Origin of the sequence: Pseudoalteromonas sp. H103 (genome assembly GCF_001469205.1) — a bacterium.
Classification (GTDB): domain Bacteria; phylum Pseudomonadota; class Gammaproteobacteria; order Enterobacterales; family Alteromonadaceae; genus Pseudoalteromonas; species Pseudoalteromonas carrageenovora.
In genome coordinates this window covers 85669-110675 of record NZ_LOFG01000001.1, presented here as the reverse complement: position 1 = coordinate 110675, position 25007 = coordinate 85669, and the positions used below count along the sequence as shown (strand labels likewise).

Below are 25007 nucleotides of genomic sequence, written 5' to 3'. Positions count from 1 at the left end.
AGCTTTACAGGTTACTAATCTTACTTAGCATCCCCGGGGCAGCTGTCACTGTGTTTACGCTTTGGTTTGAGCGTGATGCTGCCATTGAAAAAAGTGAAGAAAGAATAGTTAGCATAGCTAAGCAATTAACCCTGCATCAAAAAAATATGGTAGATGATGTTAAACGTCTAACTGTATTTTTAGCAAACAAAGCCGCAACTACCGAAAAGTTACCAACAACCTGCCCCGATTACTTTTTTGAAATTAAAGCCCTTTACAGCAATATTGCAAATATAGGCATTGTTAACGCCGAAGGTGAGCTGCAATGTGTAACAAATGGCCGCAGTAATAACATTAATATTAGTGATAGGGCTTACTTTCAAAATACGATTAGTAATAGAGACTTTTCTGTTGGGTATTTTCAATACGATAGAAGTATTCAAGCTCAAAGTGTTAACTTTGCATATCCGATAATTGATACTAATAATAAATTGAAAGGGACTTTAGTTACTGTAATTGCATTGAACTGGTGGAATATTGCATTAAATGAAGCTGAGTTACCTGATAACGCTAAAGCCGTTATTGCCGACCCTAATGGGTTAATCCTTGCTAATTATCCAAGCCGCCCTAACAAATTAGGTAAAAAAATAACAGACACAGACTTACTCCATGATAAGAGCTCTTTTACTGTGTTTAAAAATACTGATGGAGAAAACCAAGTTTTTCATCGCTCTGTTATTTATAAAGACGCGCATAATAATAATTTAGATATATATATAGCGGTATCTGTAGAAGATTTTATAAACGAAGTTAATGCTAGCTTTTTAAAAACTATATTTGTTTTTTTAGCAGCGATTGCATTGCTTGTACTACTTGCTAGGCGCCTTATTAAAGCCAGTATATTTAACCCCATTGACAATTTATCAAATGCAACCGATGAACTAGCAAATGGCACAATGCCAAAATACATCAAAAAGCCAAATAGCCCTGAACTGCGCGCTCTTTATAATCGTTTTGAAGTAATGGCCCAAACTCGCCTCTCAGCAGAAGCTAAATTAGAAAATAAACACAACGAATTAATGAGTTTATTAAACGCTCTACCCGATACCTATATGCGTATAAATGCATTTGGAGATGTTCTTTATATTGGAGGGCACATTAGCTCACTGCTTACGGTAAATTCTGAAACGGCGTTAAATTTGGTTAATGTATTACCAAAAGAAAATGCGCAATTGTTGTTATCACACTTAGATAATGCAGATAGCTCACAAGCAATTGAGTTTAAATTAAGGGTGAGTACCACCGAGCACTTTTTTGAAGCTCGTATAAATGCTCTTGAAAATAATAATGAGTTTATAGTCGTTTTAAGAGATATTAGTCAAAAAAGAATTAACGAAAAAGCACTTCATTTAGCCTCTCTTGTGTATAGCAATAGTAGCGAAGGCATGGCTATCACCGACCCTAACGGCATTATTTATGATGTTAACCCTGCATTTTGTAAAACCACTCAATACAGTAAAGAAGAAGTAATAGGCAAAACTAGCCATATTTTATCATCGGGTAAGCACCCAAAAGAGTTTTATCAACTAATGTGGGCAGAGCTTAGAAGTACAGGTCGTTGGCAAGGCGAAATAATAAACCGTAAAAAGAACGGCGATATTTATACTGAGTGGCTAAAAATAGATACCGTTTACGACGATAAAAAAATACCCACTCGTCGCGTTGCTATTTTTACTGATCTAACAGATAAGAAACAAGCAGATGAAACTATTTGGCGACGAACTCATTTTGATCATCTAACCGACCTGCCTAATCGATTAGAGCTAAAAGAGCGTTTAAACCAGCGCTTTAACGCTATTCAAAATGAAGATAATAACCTCGTTGTTATGCTGCTAGATATAGATCGCTTTAAAGATATTAACGACACGCTAGGCCATCACTATGGTGATAACCTGCTTAAATTGGTTTCTCAACGTATTGTGCACTCAGCCAAAAATGCCGAGTTTGTAGCTCGCATTGGTGGTGATGAATTTGTAATTGTTTTTAATCATATAAAAAGCACTCGCCATATAAACCAAATAGCGAGCAATATATTACAAAGCCTTTCATCAGGCCTTATGCTTGAAAACGAAGAAATATTTATAAGTGCAAGCATGGGAATAGCGTGTGCCCCTAGTGACGGGCAAAGCACCGAACAGCTTTTAAAAGCCGCTGACCAAGCTATGTATAAAGCTAAAAGCAATGGCCGTAATGGGTTTGAATTTTTCTCTGCCGATATGCGTATTCGTGCACAAGCCCGTATGCAATTATTAAAAGATTTACGAAGTGCAATAGAGCTTCATCAGTTTGAGTTATTTTATCAGCCTATCGTTGCCCTAAATGATTTACATATACACAAAGCCGAAGGATTAATACGCTGGCATCATCCTGTAAATGGTTTGGTATCTCCTGATTCTTTTATTCCATTAGCTGAAGAAACAAGGCAAATAAATGTATTAGGCCAATTTGTATTTGCTCAGGCTATACAAACACTAACAGAGATAAAAGCAGCAAGCGGTCAGCAATTTCAAATTAGCGTTAACGTATCTCCAGTACAACTATCTACTGCCGATAGTGGAATAGATGATTGGTGCGATATGTTGGCTGCTGCACAACTACCCGCATCGTCTATTGTTGCAGAAATTACAGAAGGCTTAATGGTCAACCCTGAAGCGCTTACACAGAGTCGTTTAAAAAGGTTGGTTCAATCGGGTATGGAACTCGCTCTTGATGACTTCGGCACAGGCTATTCATCGCTTGCATACCTTCAAGAAATGGATACGGATTACCTAAAAATAGATAAACGTTTTGTAGATAACATTAAAGCAGATAGCCAAGAGCTGGCTTTATGCGAAGCAATTATCGTAATGGCGCATCAGCTTGGCCTTAAAGTAATTGCAGAAGGAATTGAAACACCTCTACAAATGGAGCTTTTATTAAAAGCGGGTTGTGACTATGGACAAGGTTATTTATTTGCTAAACCTATGCCTAAAAAAGAGTTTATGACACTGCTGAGCAGCAATAAAGTTGTTATTTCTAATAATAAATGAGCTATTACGCAATAAATATGTGCGGTGTGCGGTCAAGTTATTCAATCGATAAAAGTAGTAACAGGATTTGAATATGGCAAAAGCAACACTAGAACAATGGAGAATGTTTAAAGCCGTTGTTGAACACGGTGGATTTGCAGGAGCAAGTGCAGCCGTGCATAAAAGCCAATCGACGGTGCATCATGCAGTACAAAAGCTAGAGGCTGCACTGCAAATAAAGCTACTTGAAGTGAAAGGCCGAAAAGCATTTTTAACCGACAGCGGTAAACTTATTTTACGCCGTGCAGAATTTTTAATAGAAGAAGCCGGTAAAATAGAGTCGGTTGCCAGCACGTTAAGCGAAGGCGTAGAAAGCACATTAAAAATAGCGGTTGACGAAGTATTCCCTAATTCCACTTTATACCAAGCATTGGTTAAAATAAGCGAGCTTTATCCTCTTTTAAAAATAGAGCTAGTACAAAGTGTATTAACGGGGGCTAATGAGCTTTTAAGCAACGGTATTGTTGATTTAGCTATTTCGTCGATTCCTATATATGGCATTAGCTGTAGTATGCTGTGTGATGTGGAGTTTATTGCTGTTGCCCATAAAGATCATCCATTGCATCAGCAAACAGAGCAGCTCAATTTTCGCGATTTAAAACTCCACCGGCAAATAGTAGTGCGCGACTCTGCAACACAAACCAGCCATAACGAAGGCTGGCTAGGTGCAGATATGCGATGGACTGTGAGTCACTTACAAAACTCTATTGATATGGTAAGCCAAAATTTAGGCTATGCGTGGCTGCCAAAATCTAAAATAAGCGCTTTAATCGAAAACCAGACCTTAATAGCACTTAACTTAGAGCAAGGTACTACCCGCGCTTTAAACCTATATTTAATGTGCAACGATACAGATAGACTCGGGCCAGCAGCGCAAGAGTTTAAAGAACAGATCATTGCACTTACTACCTAAACTATTAACCTAAGCTTTGGTTAATTAACTAGTTTTATTAAGCCGTTACTCGTTTTCTACATCGAGGTGATCTGCTACGTAGGCACCTCTTTTACCACGTTTTTTAGGCGGACCTATTGTACTGTCTTTACCAGTTTGTTGCTCTGTTGCAGCATTAATTACAGCGCCTAAAGTAATTATGTACGCACTGATATACAACCACATTAGCATGATAACCACACCACCGAGCGATCCATACGTTTCGTTATAACTAGAAAAACGTGATACGTAAAACGAAAAACCAATAGAGGCTAATATCCATAATATAGTAGCAATAGACGATCCTAGCGTGATCCATCGCCATTTAGCGGGTTTACGGTGCGGCGCATAACGGTACAAAAGAACTAACGCAAAGTTAAAAGTAAACGCAAGTAGTGGCCACGATATAAGCTTAATAAGTAAATCTATACTTTCTTTTAATCCCACTAAATTAAGTACTATAGGTAAAATACCAATAATAAGTAGCGCAAAAATGGCGACTACAATAGCGCCAACAGAAAATAAAAAACGCACTATTTGCGCCTGAAAAAATGATCGCTTCTCGTATTCTCTATAACTAATATTACACGCTGTAATAAGCGCCTGACTGCCCTTTGAGCTACTCCAAATAGTGAGAATTAAAGTACCTATTGCACTTAAGCTGAGGCTTGCATTAGATGTTTGGGCAAGGCTTGATACCTGCGATAAAATAAGGTCACTAGTACTTTGTGGAAGTAAGGTAACAATTTTACTTAAGTGATCACTAATATCTGTGGGCGATGAAAAATAAGCATACACCGACACTGTTGCCGCAATAGCCGGAAAAATAGCAAGTAAGGCATAAAACGCCACACCAGCGGCCACTATTGATAAGTTATCTTCACTCATTTGCTTAAAAATACGCTTCGTTATATCCCACCATCCTCGCATTGGAATATGAACTGGTTGCTCTGCTTGCTGCCCACGTGTTGATTTATTCATACTAAAATCCTTAATTTTTATAACCTATACACAGCAATATGTTTGCCAATACTTAAACATCAGCAGATACATGGTTTGATAATTAATTTGGTACTAAACTTGCTCTGTTAATAGTAATCAATATTCAAGGAAGGTACGCATGCTCAGTCAGTTAAACCTGCTAACAAGCCTAAATAACGAAGCTGCAAATACATTAGTCACTAAATCAAATATATTTAGTTGGCAGTATTTTTACGATCAAAGCGTGCAATTACTACATACTACAGCGCAAATATTGCCCACTCTTTTATTAGGATTCATATTACTCGCAATAAGTTATTTTATTGCCTCACCACTTTCTAAAATACTCATAAAACCCATTGATTACATGACCGATAGCAAATTAGTTCACTTAGTTGTTAGGCGCGGCATAAGTATTTTAATTTTATTATTAGGCGTGTATTTATTTTTACGACTTGCAGGGCTAACTGAGTTTGCGGTTGCCATAATGAGTGGCACCGGACTTATTGGTTTAATATTGGGTTTTGCTTTTAGAGATATAGCTGAAAATTTTATAGCGAGTTTATTATTAAGTGTACAACGCCCTTTTAAAATAGACGACGTAATTGAAGTTGATGGACGTTTAGGGGTTGTTAAAAAAGTAACGGCAAGAGCTACAACGCTTGTTGATTACGATGGAAACCATATACAAATCCCTAATGCGACAGTTTACAAAAATATTATTAAAAACCTGACGGCTAACCCAAAAATGCGTGGTAAAGTCGAAATAGGTATTGGTTATGATAACGATATTCGCAGCGCCCAAACTCTCGCACTTAAAATTATCACTCAGCAAGGTGCTGTACTTAGCGACCCACCAGCTCAGGTACTTATTAAAAACTTAGGGGCTTCTACTATTAATTTCAACCTGTTTTTTTGGGTTAATAGTGAGCAACATAGCCCATTGAAAGTGGCCTCTCAGATAATGCGTGAGCTAGTAAATGAGTTCACAAAACAAAATATCGGCATGCCTGATGATGCACGAGAAAGAATTTTATTAAATGGCGCTTCACAAAGTAACGACGTTGATAAAAACCTTACCCAGCCGCTACCCGCGCATAAAAATAACAGTGAAACCTTAGAACAAAATGAAACACTTGACGATGTAAGTAGCGATACAGATGAAATACGTGAGCAAGCAGAACACTCCAGAGATCCAGAGCAAGGTAAAAACATTATTTAAGCCAGACTATGTATACTTTTAAGGTTTAAAAACCTCGACCCTAAAGGCTATTTAATCGCGGCGCTGCCATTACTGCCTAACGGTACTGGTAGAGGCGAATGTTCAACCCCAAACGCTCCCTCTTATAACAAACGTCATTTGTATATAAATAGTAAACAAAAGCACAAAAACACCACGCGTTAGATTTTTAATGCATTTATTCTAATTTACACCTTCAATTTAAATAATATAGCCAAACATCTAATAACTTTTGTTATATCCATAGTAAAAGTTATAACAACATATAACCTCTTGATAATATTTAATAAAACTCTCCCACACACTTCAAAAACGTGCTTAGTACAAACATGACCCATAGAGAGTTATGCATAAAGTTATATTAATAAAAAACATCTAAAACCCTAATAAAACCAACAGCATCAATAACTTATTAACACTATATTGCTTGGCATTATTAATGCAATAACAATAATCTAACAACATTAGAGCTTAACCATGCACTTACATAATAAAACTCGCCAAGAAAAAGATTTACTCGGTAATACCGACGCCCCTACTGATGCTTTAGATGGGATGCAAATACAACAAGCTATCAATAAACCCGAAATGCAATTTGCTGCCCTCGAACCGTGCTCAAAATAGCCCATAAAGAAGAGCTATTGAGCGAAATTACCGATTGAAAATCAACAATATTAAAAACTTAAACAACCCAAAAATTAAATAACTCCCATTCATAATTGGAAATAAAAATGACTAATACAACAAGTATGAAAAATAATGAGCCTAAAAAAATATCGCTCTGGCTAAAAATACTTATAGGTATGATAGCGGGTATTTTTGCTGGCATGCTTTTAGGCAGTAATGCTGAATATATAAAACCCATTGGCCAGCTATTTATTAGTGCGATTAAAATGTTAATTGTACCGCTTATATTTTGCTCACTAATTGTGGGCGTTACCTCAATGAAAGACACCACAAAAATGGGCCGTATTGGTATTAAATCAATCGTATTTTATTTAGCAACAACCGCTGTTGCTATTTCAATTGGCCTAGGCCTCGGTATCTTTTTTGAGCCAGGTGCAGGCTTAAATATGGTTGCCACAACAGTTGCCGATGCTAAACCAAGTACTAGCTTAATGAATACTATTGTAGGTCTAGTGCCAAAAAATCCAGTGGGATCGTTAGCATCAGGTAATATTTTACAAATTATTGTATTTGCACTGAGCTTAGGTATTGCTTTGAACCTCATTGGTGAAAAAGGCGAACCAGCAGCTAAAGTATTTGAAAGCCTAGCAGACGCTATGTACAAACTAACAGAGCTGGTAATGCGACTTGCGCCATATGGTGTATTTGCATTAATGGCATGGGTATCAGGTAAGTATGGATTAGACGTACTATTACCACTTATTAAAGTGATTGGTTTAGTTTACCTAGGCTGCATAATTCACATTTTAGTCTTGGGTGGTGGCTTTGTTGGCTTGCTAGGCAAACTTAACCCACAGCGTTTTTATAAAGGGATTATTGAAGCGCAAGTTATTGCTTTTACAACCACAAGTAGCTCAGGAACCTTACCTGCAAGTATAAAATGCGCTACCCAAAACCTAGGTGTATCTCGCACTGTTTCAAGCTTTGTTTTACCCGTAGGCGCAACAATCAACATGGATGGCACCGCGCTATATCAAGGTGTATTAGCATTATTTATTGCTCAAGCCTTTGGTGTTGACCTTTCTACTACCGATTACCTCACAATTATTGCTACAGCCACACTTGCTTCTGTAGGTACAGCCGGTGTACCTGGCGCAGGCTTAATTATGTTGTCATTGGTATTAACCACTGTTGGTTTACCCCTTGAAGGTATTGCAATTGTTGCAGGTATTGACCGTATTTTAGATATGGCACGCACCACAATTAATGTAACGGGTGATTTAATGGTGACTTTATTAATTGGTAAAAGCGAAGGTGAGCTTGATATCGCTGTTTACAACAAAGAAAGCACTGCTCCACAAACAGCTAAACAATAAACCCTGTTTAATTACCAATTTTATAGAGAATAAAAATGACGGCTAAATTTATATATTTACCAATTGCATTAAGCGTAATGGCGCTAGTTAAACCAGCTCATGCAGATGTAACTATTGAAGGTTTAAATGGCTTAGAAGCAGTTAAATTATTTGGTGATATGCGTATGCGCTTTGAACGCACTGATGGCGATACAATTGATACAACTAGCCGCGCCAGATTACGTGCACGTTTTGGTATTAAATATGCGGCAACAGAAAACTGGTCTGCGCAAATGCGATTTAGAACCACCTCTAGCCAGCACGATTCAACTCATCAAACATTTGGCATAACAAATACAACCGACAACGACGACTTTGGCTTAGACAGAGCCTTTATGAAGTACACGGGCATTAATAATACTCGTGTATATATTGGTAAAGCCGCCGCAGTTTATATGCATTCATCTGAATTACTATTTCGTGATGATATTGCCCTTGAAGGTGTGCAAGCTAATTGGACAAACAATACATTTAGCGTAAACGCAGGGCATATAATTCTTGAAGAAAACGTAGATAATGGCGAAGGTAAACGCGATGCTAGCTGGCAGCAACTGCAAGGTGTTTATGCAGCGCAGTTTAATGATATAAAATTTAAAGCGGGTATTGGTGGTATTTTTGTAAGTGCCTCAGACACCGCTTACGCAAGTGCTGAGTCAGGGCTTGATGACGACCAAGCTGGTAATGTGATGACTTACAATGCCGATTTAAGAATGGGGCCATTTCGCTTAGCTGCCGACTACTATACAAGTGAAGCACAAAGTGACAATACCGCTTACACTGTACACGCCCGCTATCAAATCAATAAAGAGTTTGGTGTGCGCTTTTATATATTACACACAGAAGCTTATGCATTACCTATGAATGGTGCGTTTACACAAACTAATACACCGGGTTCGTATACTAATATTAAAGGCACGCGTGTTCAGCTCGATTATAAAATAGCTGATAACTTAAATGCCGATTTAAGATGGTACAGCGTAGATAACCTTAATAAAGATATTGCGACCAACAACGAAGACCGCGACAGGCTACAAGTAAATTTGAATATGAAATTTTAATATATTTTTAACAAAGCGATTTAATTTTTTAATTTAAATCGCTTTTATTTCAATAAAAATTAATCTATTAATTTTTTAAAACCATTAAAAAATCACTATAAACATGTCCAGTTAATCACTCAGCTAGCTATTTTATCTACTAATAAATATCCACTTCATAAATTTATTTAATAACAGCAAAAAAATATCTATAAGTACCTAATTTCTATAAAATGAAAATAGGGATTATAGTCCACCTGCATAAATATTTAGTCTATTAAAACTAGGGAAGGGGTTTAACTAATTGGTTTCACTTTTTAAAACACATTACTTTGCATTTACCATACTACTTATTACTTTTTTAGGTTGTAGTGTATCGATATGCCACGCTGAAGATTACCTACAACCCGCTGCAGAGCCGCAAACTAAGCAAATAGTTATTGGTGGCGACTACAACTACCCGCCCTATGAGTTTATTGATAGCAAAGGGAAGTATACAGGTTACAATGTTGAGTTGAGCCGTGAAATTGCTGCCGTAATGGGCTTAAATATCAAAATAAAATTAGATACGTGGGAAAATACCCGCGCTTTATTTGATCAAGGTGAAATAGATATTTTACAAGGAATGGCTGCCACACCAGAGCGCACCGATCTTTATAACTTTAGCCCTCACACCTATGTAAATCACTCTATATTTGCACGAGACGATAGTCCTAAAATAACTAACTACACAGAGCTTGAAGGCTATCGCGTTATTGTACAAGCCAACGGCTCAGCGTTTGATATGCTAAACGAAGCTAAATTAAATATTGTATTAATTCCGGTTGAAACCCATGCCGATGCACTGCGTTTGCTCGCTTCAGGTAGATACGACTTTGCAGTGGTATCTAACTTACCGGGTTTATATTTAAGCCAAAAGTTAGGGCTTTCTAACATTAAAGCGATCTCTAGCCTAGAACGAAACCGCTTATATGGCTATGCAACCAAAACAGCCGATAAAGCCCTGCTCTCGCAATTTACCCAAGGCTTAGCTATTTTAAAAAATACCGGCCGACAGCAAGAAATATATGATAAATGGTTTGGCCCGTTAGAGGTCTCTATTTGGTCAAAAGCTGGCATAGCGGCGGGTTTATTTGTAGTCGTGCTGTTATTTATAAGTACCGTTGTACTTATTTGGAATAAAGCACTGCGTAAAAAAGTAGAAAGCCGTACTAAAGAGCTTCAAGCACAACAACTACAACTGCTTCATGCAGATAAAATGGCATCTTTAGGTGTACTTGTTTCTGGCGTTGCGCATGAAATAAATAACCCGTGCAGTATATTAACGCTTAACTTTCCGTTTGTTAAAGAAGCCTTTGAACAAGCTATAGAGATCCTCGATGAGCATCAAGTAGAACACGGCGACTTTTTAATCGCAGGTGTTAGCTATAACCGCCTTAAACATATGCTCCCAGAAACACTCGACGACATGCACGTTGCAAGCAATAAAGTTAAAGGCATTGTTGAGGATTTAAAGAGTTTTGCTGTAAAAGGCGAAACTGCCCATCAAAAAAATGAACGCCTTGATTTAAACGAATTAACAAAGCGCTCTTTACGTCTTGTTAATAATCAACTTAAAAACTCAACCAGCAACGTAGAAGTTAATCTTGCTAATAAACTACCTACATTTTATGGCTCGGGTAGTAGAATAGAGCAAGTGATAGTTAACCTAATTTTAAATGCCTGCCAAGCACTTGAAAATAAAAGCCAAAAAATCACCATTACCACTTATTTTCATTCCAAATACGACAGTGTAGTGCTTACAGTAGAAGATCAGGGTATTGGGATCAACGCCAAAGACTTAAGAAAGTTAACCGACCCATTTTATACAACTAAACGCCAATCAGGTGGAACAGGCTTAGGGCTATCTGTATCTGCTGGGATCGTACGTGATCATCAGGGGCAAATAACCTTTAAATCAACCCTTGGCGAAGGCACAAAAGCAAAACTCTCACTACCACTAATACAAAAAGAGAATGAGTTATGAACACAAACTTATATCCCGGGTTTCAAGTTTTAATTTGTGACGATGACACAAGTTTTTTGCGCAGCATTTCTTTTGCTATTGAGCGTTATTGTGGCATTAATAATGTTGTTCAATGTAGCGATAGCACAGATGTAATGAGCCATTTAGCATCGGGCAATATACGTGTTGTATTGCTTGATTTAAACATGCCACATATAAGCGGCGATGAACTACTTCCAAAAATAATAGAGCTATACCCGTATATTTCTGTAGTAATTATTAGCGGTATTAACCAGGTTGAGTCGGCGGTGCAATGCATTAAGCTTGGCGCATACGACTACCACGTGAAAACCGAAGAGCCAGAAAGACTTAGCAACAGCATAATGCAGGTTATTCGTTACCAAGAGCTAAATTTAGAAAACCAAGCTATGCGCGGTTATATGCTTGAGAATCAAAGCGCCTTGCACCCTGCTTTTGCTAAAATTATTAGTGTTAATCATCAGATGCATTCGGCATTTAATTACATAGAATCTATTTCAAATAGCCAACAGCCTATTTTAATTACAGGCGAAAGCGGAGTCGGCAAAGAACTCATAGCCAGAGCCATACATGAAACGAGCAGTTGTAGTGGCGAACTCGTGTGTGTAAATGTAGCAGGCCTTGATGACAACTTATTTTCAGATACATTATTTGGACATAAAAAAGGCGCTTTTACTGGCGCCGATCAAGCCCGCAAAGGCATGATTGAGAAAGCCTCTGGCGGTATATTATTTTTAGATGAAATTGGCGATTTGAGCCTTGCCTCGCAAGTAAAACTTTTACGCTTATTACAAGAAGGTGAGTACTATCCGGTTGGCAGCGATACCCCAAAAAGAATAAATGCCCGTATTATTGCTGCAACCCATCAAGACTTACACAGCAAAAAAGAAGATGGCCAATTTAGAAACGACTTGTACTATCGTTTAAAAATTCATCATGTAAATATTCCACCGCTTAGAGAACGAAAAGAAGACATCGCACTGCTACTTGAGCACTTTTTAACACTCGCCGCTGATGAGTTTGATAAAGAGCTAGCATCAATTCCTGCAGGTTTACTTGTTTTGCTAGAAAACTACAGCTTTCCCGGAAATATTAGAGAACTGCGCGCAATGGCGTTTGATGCAATGAGCACGCATCAATCAGGGGAGCTTTCAATGAAGGCATTTAAAGGCATTATCGACTCAATGCCTGATGTAAACATACATGCTCAACCAGAAAAGCCTTTATTTGAAGCCTCGAGCACCTTGCCCACTCTAAAAAAAGCGGCAGATCTACTCGTTAAAGAAGCCATGAAGCGAGCAAACTCAAACCAGTCGTTAGCAGCGCAATTACTAGGGATATCTCAACCTGCATTAAGTAAACGTTTGAAAAACATGCAGTAATACCAATATGCTTATATATGAGGTCTATTTAACGTTAAGAAAATTACGCTAGAACTAGGCAGAAATTTTTGTATCTAGTTATTCTAAATAAAAAATTTTTAACGACGTTATAGTGCAATTTAATTCGTTAAATTGATCAAAGATTTATGCAGGTTGGTATAACTTCAATGCAAAATTTAAACACAAAAAAGCCCGCAGCGTTAACTGCGGGCTTTTTATTGAATGAGTGAGTCAGCCTATAAGCCGGGTTTTGTCCTTTCCGAAGAAAGTGATAATCATTCGTCTAGGCCATAAATCGCTCTATGGCTCAAGCAACCTACCCGGTTCCAACGTGGGCCACGCCATAAGGAACCCTATTTGGTCTTGCTCCGAGTGGAGTTTACCTTGCAACCGACTATTACTAGCGGCCCGGTGCGCTCTTACCGCACCCTTTCACCCTTACCAACCGAGGTTGGCGGTCTTCTCTCTGCTGCACTTGTCGTGGGCTCACGCCCCCCAGCCGTTAGCTGGCACTCTGCCCTGTGGAGCCCGGACTTTCCTCCCCCTGATCATTTTCGTCACAGGCAGCGATCATCTTGGCTGACTCGGCGCGCAGTATACATGACGCTCAAGCCAAGCGCAGTAATATTTACTCTTTTTCTTCAATAATTGTTTTGTATAGTGCATTTTTTTTCATCCCAAAGAACTCAGCCACTACACCACAGGCTTTTTTCATTGGCATTTCGCTCTCAAGAAGTGCCAGCATTTTGCGCGCTTCAGGCGGTATATCGTCTACTAACTTTGGTTTACCCGGCAACATTAATACAATTTCGCCGCGTTGCTTAGTAGGATCATCTGTTAAAAACTGCTTTAACTCGCTTACACTACCATTAAAAAAGGTTTCAAAGGTTTTGGTAAGCTCTTTAGCAAACACCACTTGTTGCTCATCGCCAAGTGCTTGCGCCAAATCATCTAGGCTTGCCATAATACGGTGCGTACTTTCGTACATTATGCTGGTTATGCCCGAATTAACTGCTTCGATAAAAAAATCTTGCCTTGCTTTACTTTTAGCAGGTGTAAAACCAATAAATTGAAAGCGATCTGTGGGTAATCCAGAGCAACATACCGCAGTAATTGCTGCACACGCACCGGGAACAGGTGTTACATGTGCACCTTGTTCGCGACATAAATTTACAACCGCATAACCTGGATCGCTAATAAGCGGTGTACCAGCGTCTGATACTAACGCAATATTTAAACCTTGATTAAGCTGATCAATAATTTGCTGGGCTTTTTGTTTCTCATTGTGGTCATGTAATGCGAACGTTTTAGCCTTAATACCAAAGTGGCTAAGTAGCTTGCCTGTGTGGCGAGTGTCTTCAGCAGCTATTAAGTCAACCTGCGATAATGTCGCGATGGCACGGTGACTTAAGTCGTCATAATTGCCAATTGGGGTGGCAACAATGTAAAGAGTGCCAATTTTCTGTGAATTCTCCTCATTTAACATTGAGGTCTCCTGCGTCAGTCAGTAATATAAGCAAATCGCGTTAACGTATTGGGAAATCATTTGTGCGACTTAAACTAGTTAGTCTATTAATTATATTGTCAGGGTTATCGGCGTGTAGCACAACCGAAAAACCAACTAAAAACAGCGATAACGTAAGTAACCGCGCTAATGCACTGCAAAATCAAGCAACCAGTGCGCAATCTATCTATCAATTAGCACAAAACCGCCAAGGTGCCGATAAAATACAATTACTTTACAGTGCCCGTGATGCGGCCATTAGTGAACAAAATTGGCCTTTATTAGAGCAAATTGGTAGTGACCTTGAATTAACAGCAAGCGTTGATCAAATTCAAAATCGCCTTTATATTGCTTTTGCACAAAAACAACAAAACAAAAATGATAAAGCACTCGTTATTTTGCAATCGTTAGACGGGCAACTTACACAGCCTGAGCATTTTGCGTGGCATCAGTTTTTAACTGCCAGTATTTATACATCACAAAACTTTCCAAAACGAGCTGCCCCATACTTTTTTAGAGCCTCTGAAACGGCAACAAAAAACAACATCGAAATTCCTCAACTCAATCAAGACCTGTGGGATAACTTAATAAAGCTTTCTTCTTATGCGCTTGAGCGCTTTAATCGTGGCTCTGTTATTCAACAAGGCTGGATTAACTTAGCTTTATATCATCAGGTTTATGCTAACAGTACCGTAGAACTTGATCAGGCAATTAATAATTGGCGAAGGCGCTATGTTGGGCACCCAGCATTTACTATTTTGCCAGAGCAAGATGAATCTCTTGCACAGCTTGCACCTATTAATATTGAGCGCTTAGTAGTTTTATTTCCGCAATCAGGCCCTAACGAAAGATTAGGAGATGCATTAAAAGCAGGCGCGTTAGCTGCACTTGATACACAAAACATTAATGAAACGATTTTTATCGATGAAAATTTAAGTACACAAGAAATTGCCGCACAGCTTGAGCAAATAAAACCAGACTTTGTCGTTGGCCCACTGCTAAAAGCCAACATAGACAAGCTTGCTAATGCAAAAACGCTAATAGATACACCCACTTTGCATTTAAATACATTTGATGGTGAACGAATTTCGCTACAACATTATTACTTTGCTTTAAACCCTGAACATGAAGTGCAGCAAGCTTTAGAACACTTTTTAGCTAAGGGCTATCAAAAACCAATGCTACTTGCGCCAAATAATGCAAATGGCCAACGCTTAGTCGATTACTTTAACTTGCAGTGGCAACGCTATAGCGAGACAAAGCCGCAAATTGGCTTTTATAACGACAAAAAAGATATGCCAAATACAATTACAAGCCTATTGGAAGTCGATAAGTCTAAACAGCGTATTACAGCGATTAAAGCATTATTTAAGCAAGAAGTAGAAAACGAAACGCGTTCTCGTAGTGACATTGACGTTATTTACATTTTGGGCGATGCAATAGAAACACGCCTAATTAAGCCTTACCTAGATGTGAATGTAAGCACCTTTGCAGAGCGTATTCCATTATACGCCAGCTCAAAAAGCCACAGTAAGCAAATTGATCGTACAGATAAAGGCGATTTAGATGGCCTATACTTTACGGAGTTACCGTGGATGCTCGACTCACAAATTAAGCAGCATAACCTTCGCGAGCAATACAATGCTCTTTGGCCTGAGCAAGTAGATATCAGCCAACGCTTGTTTGCAATGGCTTACGATGCAGTATCTATATTGCACGACATTAGACAACTAAGTGTTATGCCTGGTAATCAATATAGCGGCTTAAGCGGTAAGTTATCGGTAAATACCAGCGGCCATATTGAACGCACTCTTGACTGGGCGCAGTACATTAATCGACGTATCAAAACTGTGCAGTTAAAAACGCAGCGTCCTGTGCCATTATTTATGCAATCGGCAAGTGGAATACAAACTATCAATTAACGTTATTAAGGGGGCGGCATGTCGTGGTTTAAAGAGCTGTGGCAAAATAGTCGCGAAAAAGGCCAGTATTACGAGCTGCTAGCGCAAAAATATTTAGTTACTCAGGGGTTAACCCCTATTGAGCGTAATTATTACTGCCCCTTTGGTGAACTAGATGTCATTATGAAAGAAGGTGATACGCTTGTATTTATTGAAGTTAAATTTAGGAAAAATAATGCTCGCGGTGGTGCTAATTACGCACTAAGCCCTCAAAAACAAGCACGATTAAAACGCAGTATTTATCATTACTTAGCCGCTAAAAATTTAACTAATCAAGCGCTAAGAATTGATTATGTAGCCATAACCGGTGAGTCATCCCCGAATATAAATTGGCTTAAAAACGTATTTTAAAGCTGGCTCAAAGCAAGCTTAGATTGAATATAAAGATTAGGTATAAATTGTTGGTATTCTATGCAAGATACAATTAAAGAAATTTTTACAGAAAGTATCCAAGTACAAATAGCCGCAGGTGAAGTTTTACCTAGCGCACTCGAATCAGCTGCATTCACAATTGCACAAAGCCTGATCAACGGTAATAAACTCATTTGTTGTGGCACTGCAAATTGCCACATGCTTGCCCAACACATGGCCGGCGTATTAGTAAATCATTATGAAACAGAGCGTCCTTGCCTACCCGCTATTGCCTTATCGCAAGAGAACATTAACTTAGGGCAAAGTACGCAAGTAGACGACCATGATACGTTTGCACGTCAAGTACGTGCTTTTGCTCAGCAAGGTGATTTACTACTCGCTTTGGCTATTAACGGCAACGAAAAACATGTTATTTCTGCTGTTGAAGCCGCACTAACTAAAGATATGAAGGTCATAGTTATGGTTGGCGACGATGGCGGCGAACTCGTGGGTTTACTTGGTCCTAACGACGTAGAAATTAGAACACCTTCTAAGCGCCCAAGTCGCATTATTGAATCTCACCTAGTTAACTTACACTGTTTAAGCGAACTGGTTGATTTAACGCTTTTCCCTCAGGATGAAAATTATGTTTAAACGCTCTCTTATTGTCTTAGGTACTGTGGTATTACTGCAAGGTTGCGCAGCCGCTGTTGTTGCAGGTACAGCCAGTGCAGTAACTGCAGCGAATGATCGCCGTACCATAGGCTCTCAAATTGATGACAATAATATTGAAATAAAAGCCAGCATTGCACTTAGTGAAGTAGAAAGAATCGAAAAATTTGCGAATGTAGACGCTGTAAGCGTCAATGGCATTGTTTTACTTGTAGGCCAAGTAGCAAACGAAGAAATGAAAAACGAAGCTCAGCGCACCATAGAGAGCGTTGCAGGCATTCGTAAAATACACAATCAAATTCGTATTGGTTCAAATATTGGTATTACTACGCAAACACATGACTCTTGGCTTACTTCTAAAGTAAAAGCCCAGTTACTAACAGCAAAAGACATCAGCAGCAATAACATTAAAGTAGTGACTGAAAACGCTGAAGTATTTTTAATGGGTTTAGTGTCTGACTCTGAATCTACCCAGGCTGTAAATATTGCCCGTAATGTATCAGGTGTAGAGCGTGTAATTAAAGTGTTTGAATACTTGTAAACATAAAATACAGATATAAAAAAACCGCTTAAAAGCGGTTTTTTTGTATTTACGTATTATTTTACAACACGTAAATGTGAGCCTTTTTTCTTCTGAGGCTTTTCTGCCGGAGTTTCATCGATTACTTCATCTGATGAATCAACACTTTCAAGCTCTGGTACAAATTCGTCTTCGTCCTCTAAAAACTCATCTGTAGTAAAGACTGTTCCTTCGCCATTTTCACGCGCATATATTGCAAGTACAGCACCTATTGGTACGTAAACTTGCATTGGTTGGCCACCAAAGCGCGCATCGAAGCTAAGTTGGTTTTTGTCTAACGAAAACTGAGTAACTGCAGAAGGACTTATGTTTAAAACAATTTGTCCATCTTGTACAAATTGCGTTGGCACTTGTACAGCAGGGTAATCAGCGTCTACCACTAAATGTGGCGTACAGTCGTTATCAACAATCCAATCAAAAAAAGCACGTAATAAATAAGGACGATTAGGCGTCATTATAAACGGATCTCACGCTCAGCTTCAGTTAAAGAGGCTTGGAATGACTCACGTTCAAATAAACGGATCATATATTCTTTAAGCTCTTTAGAACCTGCACCATTAAGTTCAATACCAAACTCAGGTAAACGCCATAATAGTGGTGCTAAGTAACAATCTACTAAGCTAAACTCTTCACTCATAAAATAAGGTGCTTCGCTAAAAATAGGTGCTATTGCAAGCAATGCTTCTGTTAACTCTTTACGAGCTTGCGCAGCATCTGATGCATTATTGCTGATTTTGTCAGCTAGGCTGTACCAATCAGTATCAATACGGTGCATCATTAAACGGCTACGACCACGCATTACCGGGTAAACAGGCATTAGTGGAGGATGAGGAAAACGTTCATCAAGGTATTCCATGATGATGTTTGCCTGGTATAAACCAAGCTCACGGTCAATCAGTGTTGGCACTGTACCGTAAGGGTTAATTTCGTGAAGTGCCTCTGGCAGGTTATCCTTTTCAGCCAAATGAATATCTACACTTACACCCTTTTCCGCAAGTACAATACGTACTTGGTGGCTATACATACAGTTAGCACCAGAAAAAAGGGTCATTACAGGGCGCTTATTGGCAGCTACGGCCATGCCTATACCTCCATTAAATAACTAAAACAGCAATAGGGGCTTAAGCCCCTATTGCAAAATTACCTTGTAAAATGCTCAAATTAATGAACATCTCTCCAGTATTCTTTCTTAAGCATAAATGCCAAGATAAATAGGATAATTAAAAATCCAATTACCTTAATACCTAACGCTTCTGATTCAAGGCGTGTAGGCTCACCTACATACTCAAGGAAGTTCGTTAAATCACGAACTGCATCATCATATTCGCCTTCACTCATTTCACCCGTACCGTCTGTTTCAGTACCTGTGATGTGAACAGTTGTTACACCATCTACAGTTACTTCTTCAGTGATAGCTGTAGGTAAACCTTGAAGTTCTTGTAGAACATGTGGCATACCTACTGATGGAAATAACGTATTATTTACGCCAAATGGGCGAGATTCATCTTTGTAAAATGATTTTAAATAGGTGTAAATCCAATCACTGCCACGCACACGCGCAACATTTGTTAGATCCGGCGGAGCCGCACCAAACCATTTCGCAGCATCTTCTTTGCCAATCGCGTTTTTGATATGGCTACCTACTTTAGAACCATCAAAAATCAATTGCTCTTGACCAACTTCAGTTGGAATACCAATATCACGGAAAGTACGTTCATAACGTTGGTACTGCATTTGGTGACAACCAAGACAGTAGTTCATGAACAACTTTGCACCGCGCTGCAAAGAAGGCTGATCAGATATATCGTTATTCGCTTCCATTAAAGGAACCGACCCACTTGCCGCCATAACCATGTTAGGCAACAAGTTAACTGATAAAGCAAATAAACCGATAATTAGCTTTTTCATCATTTCGTTAACCTCTCAGGCAATGGCTTAGTTTTTTCATTCTTACTGTATACAAATAACAGTACGAAGAACATAAAGTAAGTCACAGTACAGATTTGAGAAATTATCGTTTTCATATCAGTTTGTGGAGTTGCACCCACCCAGCCTAAAAGAACGAAAGTTACAACAAAACCTGCAATGTTCCATTTGTGGAAACCACAACGGTAACGAACCGATTTAACACGACCACGGTCAATCCATGGTAATAATGCTAATACCACAATTGATGCACCCATTGCTGCAACACCGATAAGCTTATCAGGGATTGCACGTAAGATTGCATAGAATGGCGTAAAGTACCAAACCGGGAAAATATGCTCTGGTGTTTTAAGTGGATTCGCCGCTTCGAAGTTTGGCGCTTCTAGGAAGAAACCATTCATCGCAGGCATAAAGAATACAACCCAACAGAACAAGATTAAGAAACCAACCACACCCACAATATCTTTTACTGTGTAGTACGGGTGGAACGGTATCGCATCAACAATGTCTTTTTTGTCAGTGTAATACTCATGGAATTTAAATTTAGGCTTATCTTCTTCTGCAACAGAGCCTTTCTTACGTTTAATTTCAATGCCTTCAGGGTTGTTTGAACCCACTTCGTGCAGAGCAACAATGTGTAAAAATACTAAGATTACAATAACCAATGGTAGTGCAATAACGTGTAATGCAAAGAAGCGGTTAAGCGTTGCACCCGATATTACGTAGTCACCACGGATCCAAAGTGTTAAGTCATCACCAATAACCGGAATAGCCCCGAATAATGAAATGATTACCTGTGCACCCCAAAATGACATTTGACCCCATGGTAATAAGTAACCCATGAATGCTTCAGCCATTAGCGCTAAGAAAATAAACATACCAAACAACCACAATAGCTCACGTGGTTTTTGATAAGAACCGTAGATCATGCCACGGAACATATGCATATATACAACGATGAAGAACGCTGAGGCACCTGTTGAGTGCAAGTAACGTAATAACCAGCCGTATTCTACATCACGCATGATGTACTCTACTGAAGCAAATGCGCCTTCAGAAGACGGAACAAAGTTCATCGTTAACCAAATACCCGTTAGGATTTGGTTTACTAGTACTAACATGGCTAAAGAGCCAAAAAAGTACCAGAAGTTAAAGTTTTTAGGTGCTGGATACTGTGCAATATGCATGTTCCAAACACGTGTCATTGGGATACGATCGTCGATCCAACTAACAATTTTACCAAACATTAGGCTACCCCTTTTTCTTCGCCCACTAAAATAGTGGTCTCATCAAGAAAAGTATAAGGTGGTATTTCTAAGTTCAATGGTGCAGGAACCGATTGAAATACTCGGCCAGCCATATCAAATTTAGAACCGTGACATGGACAGTAAAAACCATCATCAGTCCCTTCAACTTTTTCACCAAAGTTACCTTTGAAAAAGCCTGGAGAACAACCTAAATGCGTACAAATACCAACAGCGACAAAAATCTCTGGGCGTAATGAACGGTAATCATTTGTTGATGATTCTAATTGTTGTGGCTCTTGCGATTGCGGATCACGAAGTTGACCTTCATGTTCTTTCATCTGCTCAAGCATTTTAGGGGTCCGTGATACAACCCATACAGGTTTACCACGCCACTCGACACGTATTAATTGTCCTGGCTCAAGTTTGCTGATATCTACTTCTACAGGCGCACCCGCAGATTTAGCTCGCTCACTTGGATTCCAAGACGCAATAAAAGGAACAGCAGCCCCAGCCGCACCAACACCACCTACAACAGAGGTAGCTATGGTTAAAAAGCGACGTCGGCCATTGTCTACAGGCGCATTGCTCATCCACTTATCTCCACTATGATTCTCAACACTTGCTATATTGAGAACATCAGTTACAGCAGGTTAATTATTCGAAATTTTTAAAATAGAAGCGATCATAATTAAAACCCTTGATTAAAACAAGGTTATTCACAGCCCCATGCTCGAATAAACCTGACTTGATCAAACATTTGATTAAGTTAGCTCGAGAATAAAGCCGAACGACTATAATAGCGCTTCTGTAAAAACAATATACTGACCAAGATCAACACCACTAAGAGGAAACAGTAAAAACTGCACATAGTGTGGTTAAACTCACTCATTTTACTTGCCAGCCAATTGTAGCAAAAAATTCCACCAATTAACTGATGGATTTAAACTAATTACGATAATTATTTAACTTTTTTGCAGCTATCTGGGTATTTTTTAACTTTCGTACATTTAATACGCGTGTTTATATAAATATGATCAGTGCTTAGGTCGCGAAGAAGCGGGGTTTGAGAGGTAAGTATTTAAAATTTAGTTGTTAATTTGTAAGTAATAATCACTAATTTTTGATAACAAAAAACCCAGCATAAGCTGGGTTTTTGAATTCTTGATAACGTATAGATTAACGTTTTGAGAACTGTGGACGCTTACGCGCTTTCTTAAGACCCACTTTCTTACGTTCAACTTTACGTGCATCACGTGTAACAAAACCTGCTTTACGAAGTTGTGGACGTAATGACTCGTCAAACTCCATAAGTGCACGAGTGATACCGTGACGGATAGCACCAGCTTGACCAGTTGTACCACCACCGGCAACGGTGATGTGAAGGTCAAATTTTTCAGTCATGTCTACAAGCTCAAGAGCTTGACGAACAACCATGCGTGCTGTTTCGCGACCAAAGTACTCTTCTAAAGAGCGCTTGTTGATTACGATGTTACCAGTGCCTGGGCGTAAGAATACGCGAGCACTTGAACTTTTACGACGACCTGTACCGTAGTATTGATTTGCCATGATAGTGCTCCTTAAATGTCTAGAACCTGAGGCTGTTGTGCAGCATGATTGTGCTCAGTACCTGCGTAAACTTTAAGTTTACGGTACATAGCGCGGCCTAAAGGACCACGTGGCAACATGCCTTTTACAGCTTTCTCGATGATCATTTCAGGCTTTGCAGCTTGAAGTTTATCAAAAGTAGTAGACTTAAGACCACCTGGGAAACCAGAGTGAGCGTAGTACACTTTATCTTTGAATTTGTTACCAGTTACAGTAACTTTTTCAGCGTTGATAACGATGATGTAATCACCAGTATCTACGTGTGGAGTGTATTCAGCTTTGTGCTTACCGCGTAGGCGATGAGCGATTTCAGTAGCGATGCGACCTAAAGTTTTACCTTCAGCGTCAACTACGTACCAGTCACGTTTTACTGTTTCTGGTTTAGCAACAAACGTTTTCATTTATAAAAATCCAATGTTTTTCAATTAAAACCACAGGCAGTTAATATTAACTACCGCTCTAAGTATGCTATAACCCCTTCGAGTTTTAGACTTTTGCGCCGCTCACAAGTGGCTAAACTATATGAGGACATAGAACGCAACGTGGCAGACGCGGGAGTATACCAGCACTTAAATCACATTGCTACCGAGCGCTTGTTTTTTCCGCAAGAAATTTAATAAAATTAGAAAACTTATATAAAGGTATAAACCTTAGGCTAAATGCTCTTTTGCTAAATACTCTAAAGATTGCATTTCTTGCAGGCGGCTTATACAACGTTTAAATTCAAAATTTAAATTACCTTGGGTATAAAGCTCCGTGATAGGTTTTTCAGCAGATATAATTAATGTGACATGGCGCTCATAAAATTCATCAACTAACGCAATAAAACGTCTCGCTGCATCGTCATTAGTTTGACCAAGCTGTTTAACATTAGAAATTATTACAGTGTTAAACAAGCGACTAATTTCCATATAGTCTACTTGGCTACGTGCAGTTTCGCATAACTCGCTAAATTCAAACATAGCTACACATTTAGCCACTTTACGAGTGTTAATTAAACGCCCTTCAATTTCGATTGGCTCATCATGCTTTCCGGCTTCTGGCGATAACTTGTCGAAATATTCAAATAAGTTTTTATCAGCTTGTTCATCTAATGGGCTATGGAATATTTCAGCCTGCTCAAGGGTACGTAATCTATAATCAATCCCAGAATCTACATTGACTATTTCTGTGTTTGCTTTTACCAGCTCAATAGCCGGTACAAAACGTGCGCGCTGTAAGCCATTTCGGTATAAGTCATCAGGGATAATGTTTGAAGTAGCCACAAGTACAATGTTGCGAGCAAACAATGCCTGCATTAAGCCACCAAGTAACATGGCGTCGGTAATATCTTGAACAAAAAACTCATCAAAACAAATTATGTCGGTCTCGGCTTTAAAAATATCAGCAACTTTTTCAAGCGGATTGGCTGTGTTATTTAATTTTTTAAGCTCATCGTGAACACGATGCATAAAACGATGAAAATGCACTCGCATTTTACGGGTGCCAGGCAATGCCTCATAAAATGTATCAACTAAATAGGTTTTACCACGACCTACACCACCCCAAAAATACAAACCTTTAATAGGCTCTGGTTCGTGACTATTAAATAACTTAGCAAAAAAGCCCGATTTTTTAGGTTTTGCTTGGGTTAGGTCATCGTATAAACGCTGTAAATGACGTACTGCATTTTCTTGTGCTGAGTCATGTACAAAGTCATCACGCTTGAGGTCTTGCTGGTATGTTTGCCAAGGAGTCATATCTATTTACATTTAAAACGCAGTTTAATTTGTAAAGCATATTAACACGCATCATCAGTCGGGGTATATTACACTTAGTATGATTTGTAATTGAATCAGGCATTCATTAGTTATTTTCCCAAAGGGGTAGAATTATGGGCACAGTTATGTGGGTAGGTTTAGTTGTTATTACTGCTGTAGTAGCGTTTTTTATTGGTGCATTTGTTACTAAAAAGCAATTTAAGCAAGATGAATTAAAAGAGCAGGCTGAACAAGCAGAGAACGCACTTGAGCAATATCGCCAAGATGTAGCCGATCATTTAGCGAACACAGGCAAGCTCGTCAATAAAATGAAAGAAAACTACGATCAGCTTCTTAGTCACGTGGAAGAAACCAACCAACTATTATTAGAAGATAGAAATAAAGCCCCTGCGGAACCGTTTTTCTCTAAAGAAACAACAGAACAATTGCAGGCTTCTTTAAAAGAACGCCAGTGCGATCGCTCAAATGCACAAGCACAACCAGCCGATTATGTATCTGGAGAGTCAGGTTTATTTGCTGGACAGAATAAAGTTTCAGAACATTCTAAAGCATCTTGATGAACTTTTTTTTGACCCCATAGTCTTTAGATATAACAGCTTTGTTGTTTTATTACTGACAAACTAAAAAAGGCTGCTTG

The 25007-nt window shown here is 38.9% G+C and carries 23 protein-coding genes and 1 other RNA gene; 13 read left to right on the top strand and 11 right to left on the bottom strand.

Translation table 11 applies throughout. From position 1 onward, the window contains the following. Window positions 1-29 precede the first annotated feature (29 nt). Window positions 30-3068 (top strand): bifunctional diguanylate cyclase/phosphodiesterase, encoded by a 3039-nt coding sequence (locus ATS74_RS00575; RefSeq protein ID WP_058547007.1) that lies wholly within the window; start codon window positions 30-32, stop codon window positions 3066-3068. Between the two features lie 73 nt (window positions 3069-3141). Further along, window positions 3142-4020, top strand: coding sequence for a LysR family transcriptional regulator (locus ATS74_RS00570; protein ID WP_058547006.1), 879 nt, complete (start codon window positions 3142-3144; stop codon window positions 4018-4020). Window positions 4021-4065: 45 nt separating this feature from the next. Here the strand turns inward: ATS74_RS00570 and ATS74_RS00565 are convergent, their stop codons facing one another. Then, window positions 4066-5019, bottom strand: coding sequence for a YihY/virulence factor BrkB family protein (locus ATS74_RS00565; protein ID WP_058547005.1), 954 nt, complete (start codon window positions 5017-5019; stop codon window positions 4066-4068). A gap of 139 nt (window positions 5020-5158) precedes the next feature. On the opposite strand from ATS74_RS00565, the gene ATS74_RS00560 reads away from it, so the two are divergent. From ATS74_RS00560 to ATS74_RS00540, 6 genes are all read left to right on the top strand, one after another. Continuing rightward, the gene (locus ATS74_RS00560) at window positions 5159-6241 is read left to right on the top strand and encodes a mechanosensitive ion channel family protein (RefSeq protein WP_058547004.1); all 1083 of its coding nucleotides are present in this window, start codon (window positions 5159-5161) and stop codon (window positions 6239-6241) included. A 495-nt stretch (window positions 6242-6736) separates the two neighbouring features. Then, window positions 6737-6883: a hypothetical protein gene (locus ATS74_RS19940; RefSeq protein WP_161936772.1), complete on the top strand. Its 147-nt coding sequence runs from the start codon at window positions 6737-6739 to the stop codon at window positions 6881-6883. 107 nt (window positions 6884-6990) lie between these two features. Next, complete coding sequence (locus ATS74_RS00555; RefSeq protein WP_058547003.1) at window positions 6991-8262, top strand: dicarboxylate/amino acid:cation symporter; 1272 nt, start codon at window positions 6991-6993, stop codon at window positions 8260-8262. 35 nt (window positions 8263-8297) lie between these two features. Beyond that, entirely contained in the window at window positions 8298-9359 is a 1062-nt protein-coding gene (locus ATS74_RS00550; protein WP_058547002.1) for a putative porin, read from the top strand. Between the two features lie 283 nt (window positions 9360-9642). Beyond that, window positions 9643-11364, top strand: a complete 1722-nt coding sequence (locus tag ATS74_RS00545) for a transporter substrate-binding domain-containing protein (RefSeq protein WP_058547001.1) — start codon at window positions 9643-9645, stop codon at window positions 11362-11364. Next, window positions 11361-12764, top strand: a complete 1404-nt coding sequence (locus ATS74_RS00540; RefSeq protein ID WP_058547000.1) for a sigma-54-dependent transcriptional regulator — start codon at window positions 11361-11363, stop codon at window positions 12762-12764. Before ATS74_RS00545 ends, ATS74_RS00540 begins: the two co-directional genes overlap by 4 nt. Window positions 12765-12987: 223 nt before the next feature. Here ATS74_RS00540 and rnpB read toward each other — a convergent pair. Both rnpB and rsmI read right to left on the bottom strand, forming a co-directional pair. Continuing rightward, window positions 12988-13351, bottom strand: an RNA gene (gene rnpB / locus ATS74_RS03285) — RNase P RNA component class A. A 41-nt stretch (window positions 13352-13392) separates the two neighbouring features. Further along, the gene (gene rsmI / locus ATS74_RS00535) at window positions 13393-14250 is read right to left on the bottom strand and encodes a 16S rRNA (cytidine(1402)-2'-O)-methyltransferase (RefSeq protein WP_058546999.1); all 858 of its coding nucleotides are present in this window, start codon (window positions 14248-14250) and stop codon (window positions 13393-13395) included. Between the two features lie 62 nt (window positions 14251-14312). Between rsmI and ATS74_RS00530 the strand changes: the two genes are divergently transcribed. The 4 genes from ATS74_RS00530 to dolP are packed head-to-tail and all read left to right on the top strand — an operon-like array spanning window position 14313 to window position 17793. After that, window positions 14313-16190, top strand: coding sequence for a penicillin-binding protein activator (locus ATS74_RS00530; RefSeq protein ID WP_058546998.1), 1878 nt, complete (start codon window positions 14313-14315; stop codon window positions 16188-16190). A gap of 18 nt (window positions 16191-16208) precedes the next feature. Continuing rightward, window positions 16209-16580, top strand: a complete 372-nt coding sequence (locus tag ATS74_RS00525) for a YraN family protein (RefSeq protein WP_058546997.1) — start codon at window positions 16209-16211, stop codon at window positions 16578-16580. A gap of 60 nt (window positions 16581-16640) precedes the next feature. Further along, the gene (locus ATS74_RS00520; protein WP_058546996.1) at window positions 16641-17234 is read left to right on the top strand and encodes an SIS domain-containing protein; all 594 of its coding nucleotides are present in this window, start codon (window positions 16641-16643) and stop codon (window positions 17232-17234) included. Beyond that, window positions 17227-17793 carry a division/outer membrane stress-associated lipid-binding lipoprotein gene (dolP, locus tag ATS74_RS00515; RefSeq protein ID WP_058547505.1) on the top strand — a complete coding sequence of 189 codons (567 nt, stop codon included), beginning with the start codon at window positions 17227-17229 and terminating at the stop codon, window positions 17791-17793. The genes ATS74_RS00520 and dolP overlap by 8 nt, the downstream gene beginning before the upstream one ends. Before the next feature lie 56 nt (window positions 17794-17849). Here dolP and ATS74_RS00510 read toward each other — a convergent pair whose 3' ends face one another. The 8 genes from ATS74_RS00510 to zapE form a co-directional block, all read right to left on the bottom strand. Continuing rightward, window positions 17850-18287 (bottom strand): ClpXP protease specificity-enhancing factor, encoded by a 438-nt coding sequence (locus ATS74_RS00510; RefSeq protein ID WP_058546995.1) that lies wholly within the window; start codon window positions 18285-18287, stop codon window positions 17850-17852. Beyond that, window positions 18287-18913, bottom strand: a complete 627-nt coding sequence (sspA, locus tag ATS74_RS00505; protein WP_058546994.1) for a stringent starvation protein SspA — start codon at window positions 18911-18913, stop codon at window positions 18287-18289. The genes ATS74_RS00510 and sspA overlap by 1 nt, the downstream gene beginning before the upstream one ends. Before the next feature lie 80 nt (window positions 18914-18993). Continuing rightward, complete coding sequence (locus ATS74_RS00500; RefSeq protein WP_058546993.1) at window positions 18994-19743, bottom strand: cytochrome c1; 750 nt, start codon at window positions 19741-19743, stop codon at window positions 18994-18996. Further along, window positions 19740-21005, bottom strand: coding sequence for a cytochrome b (locus ATS74_RS00495; RefSeq protein ID WP_058546992.1), 1266 nt, complete (start codon window positions 21003-21005; stop codon window positions 19740-19742). Before ATS74_RS00495 ends, ATS74_RS00500 begins: the two co-directional genes overlap by 4 nt. Next, window positions 21005-21595 carry a ubiquinol-cytochrome c reductase iron-sulfur subunit gene (petA, locus tag ATS74_RS00490; protein ID WP_058546991.1) on the bottom strand — a complete coding sequence of 197 codons (591 nt, stop codon included), beginning with the start codon at window positions 21593-21595 and terminating at the stop codon, window positions 21005-21007. The genes ATS74_RS00495 and petA overlap by 1 nt, the downstream gene beginning before the upstream one ends. A 586-nt stretch (window positions 21596-22181) precedes the next feature. Further along, complete coding sequence (gene rpsI, locus ATS74_RS00485) at window positions 22182-22574, bottom strand: 30S ribosomal protein S9 (RefSeq protein WP_024600778.1); 393 nt, start codon at window positions 22572-22574, stop codon at window positions 22182-22184. An 8-nt stretch (window positions 22575-22582) separates the two neighbouring features. After that, window positions 22583-23011, bottom strand: coding sequence for a 50S ribosomal protein L13 (rplM, locus tag ATS74_RS00480; RefSeq protein WP_002957960.1), 429 nt, complete (start codon window positions 23009-23011; stop codon window positions 22583-22585). A 249-nt stretch (window positions 23012-23260) separates the two neighbouring features. After that, the gene (gene zapE, locus ATS74_RS00475) at window positions 23261-24349 is read right to left on the bottom strand and encodes a cell division protein ZapE (RefSeq protein WP_058546990.1); all 1089 of its coding nucleotides are present in this window, start codon (window positions 24347-24349) and stop codon (window positions 23261-23263) included. Window positions 24350-24483: 134 nt separating this feature from the next. Between zapE and ATS74_RS00470 the strand changes: the two genes are divergently transcribed. Continuing rightward, a complete protein-coding gene (locus ATS74_RS00470; protein ID WP_058546989.1) occupies window positions 24484-24927 on the top strand; it encodes a YhcB family protein in 444 nt (147 codons plus the stop codon). Window positions 24928-25007 lie beyond the last annotated feature (80 nt).

Bases quoted from the DNA above. Each gene is read 5' to 3' on its own strand.
- ATS74_RS00560 (WP_058547004.1), top strand. From the start codon at position 5,159: ATGCTCAGTCAGTTAAACCTGCTAACAAGCCTAAATAACGAAGCTGCA.
- ATS74_RS00510 (WP_058546995.1), bottom strand. From the start codon at position 18,287: ATGACGCCTAATCGTCCTTATTTATTACGTGCTTTTTTTGATTGGATT.
- sspA (WP_058546994.1), bottom strand. From the start codon at position 18,913: ATGGCCGTAGCTGCCAATAAGCGCCCTGTAATGACCCTTTTTTCTGGT.
- ATS74_RS00520 (WP_058546996.1), top strand. From the start codon at position 16,641: ATGCAAGATACAATTAAAGAAATTTTTACAGAAAGTATCCAAGTACAA.
- rsmI (WP_058546999.1), bottom strand. From the start codon at position 14,250: ATGTTAAATGAGGAGAATTCACAGAAAATTGGCACTCTTTACATTGTT.
- ATS74_RS00565 (WP_058547005.1), bottom strand. From the start codon at position 5,019: ATGAATAAATCAACACGTGGGCAGCAAGCAGAGCAACCAGTTCATATT.
- ATS74_RS00570 (WP_058547006.1), top strand. From the start codon at position 3,142: ATGGCAAAAGCAACACTAGAACAATGGAGAATGTTTAAAGCCGTTGTT.
- rplM (WP_002957960.1), bottom strand. From the start codon at position 23,011: ATGAAAACGTTTGTTGCTAAACCAGAAACAGTAAAACGTGACTGGTAC.
- ATS74_RS19940 (WP_161936772.1), top strand. From the start codon at position 6,737: ATGCACTTACATAATAAAACTCGCCAAGAAAAAGATTTACTCGGTAAT.
- ATS74_RS00550 (WP_058547002.1), top strand. From the start codon at position 8,298: ATGACGGCTAAATTTATATATTTACCAATTGCATTAAGCGTAATGGCG.
- zapE (WP_058546990.1), bottom strand. From the start codon at position 24,349: ATGACTCCTTGGCAAACATACCAGCAAGACCTCAAGCGTGATGACTTT.
- petA (WP_058546991.1), bottom strand. From the start codon at position 21,595: ATGAGCAATGCGCCTGTAGACAATGGCCGACGTCGCTTTTTAACCATA.
- ATS74_RS00470 (WP_058546989.1), top strand. From the start codon at position 24,484: ATGGGCACAGTTATGTGGGTAGGTTTAGTTGTTATTACTGCTGTAGTA.
- ATS74_RS00500 (WP_058546993.1), bottom strand. From the start codon at position 19,743: ATGATGAAAAAGCTAATTATCGGTTTATTTGCTTTATCAGTTAACTTG.
- ATS74_RS00525 (WP_058546997.1), top strand. From the start codon at position 16,209: ATGTCGTGGTTTAAAGAGCTGTGGCAAAATAGTCGCGAAAAAGGCCAG.
- ATS74_RS00495 (WP_058546992.1), bottom strand. From the start codon at position 21,005: ATGTTTGGTAAAATTGTTAGTTGGATCGACGATCGTATCCCAATGACA.
- dolP (WP_058547505.1), top strand. From the start codon at position 17,227: ATGTTTAAACGCTCTCTTATTGTCTTAGGTACTGTGGTATTACTGCAA.
- ATS74_RS00555 (WP_058547003.1), top strand. From the start codon at position 6,991: ATGACTAATACAACAAGTATGAAAAATAATGAGCCTAAAAAAATATCG.
- ATS74_RS00540 (WP_058547000.1), top strand. From the start codon at position 11,361: ATGAACACAAACTTATATCCCGGGTTTCAAGTTTTAATTTGTGACGAT.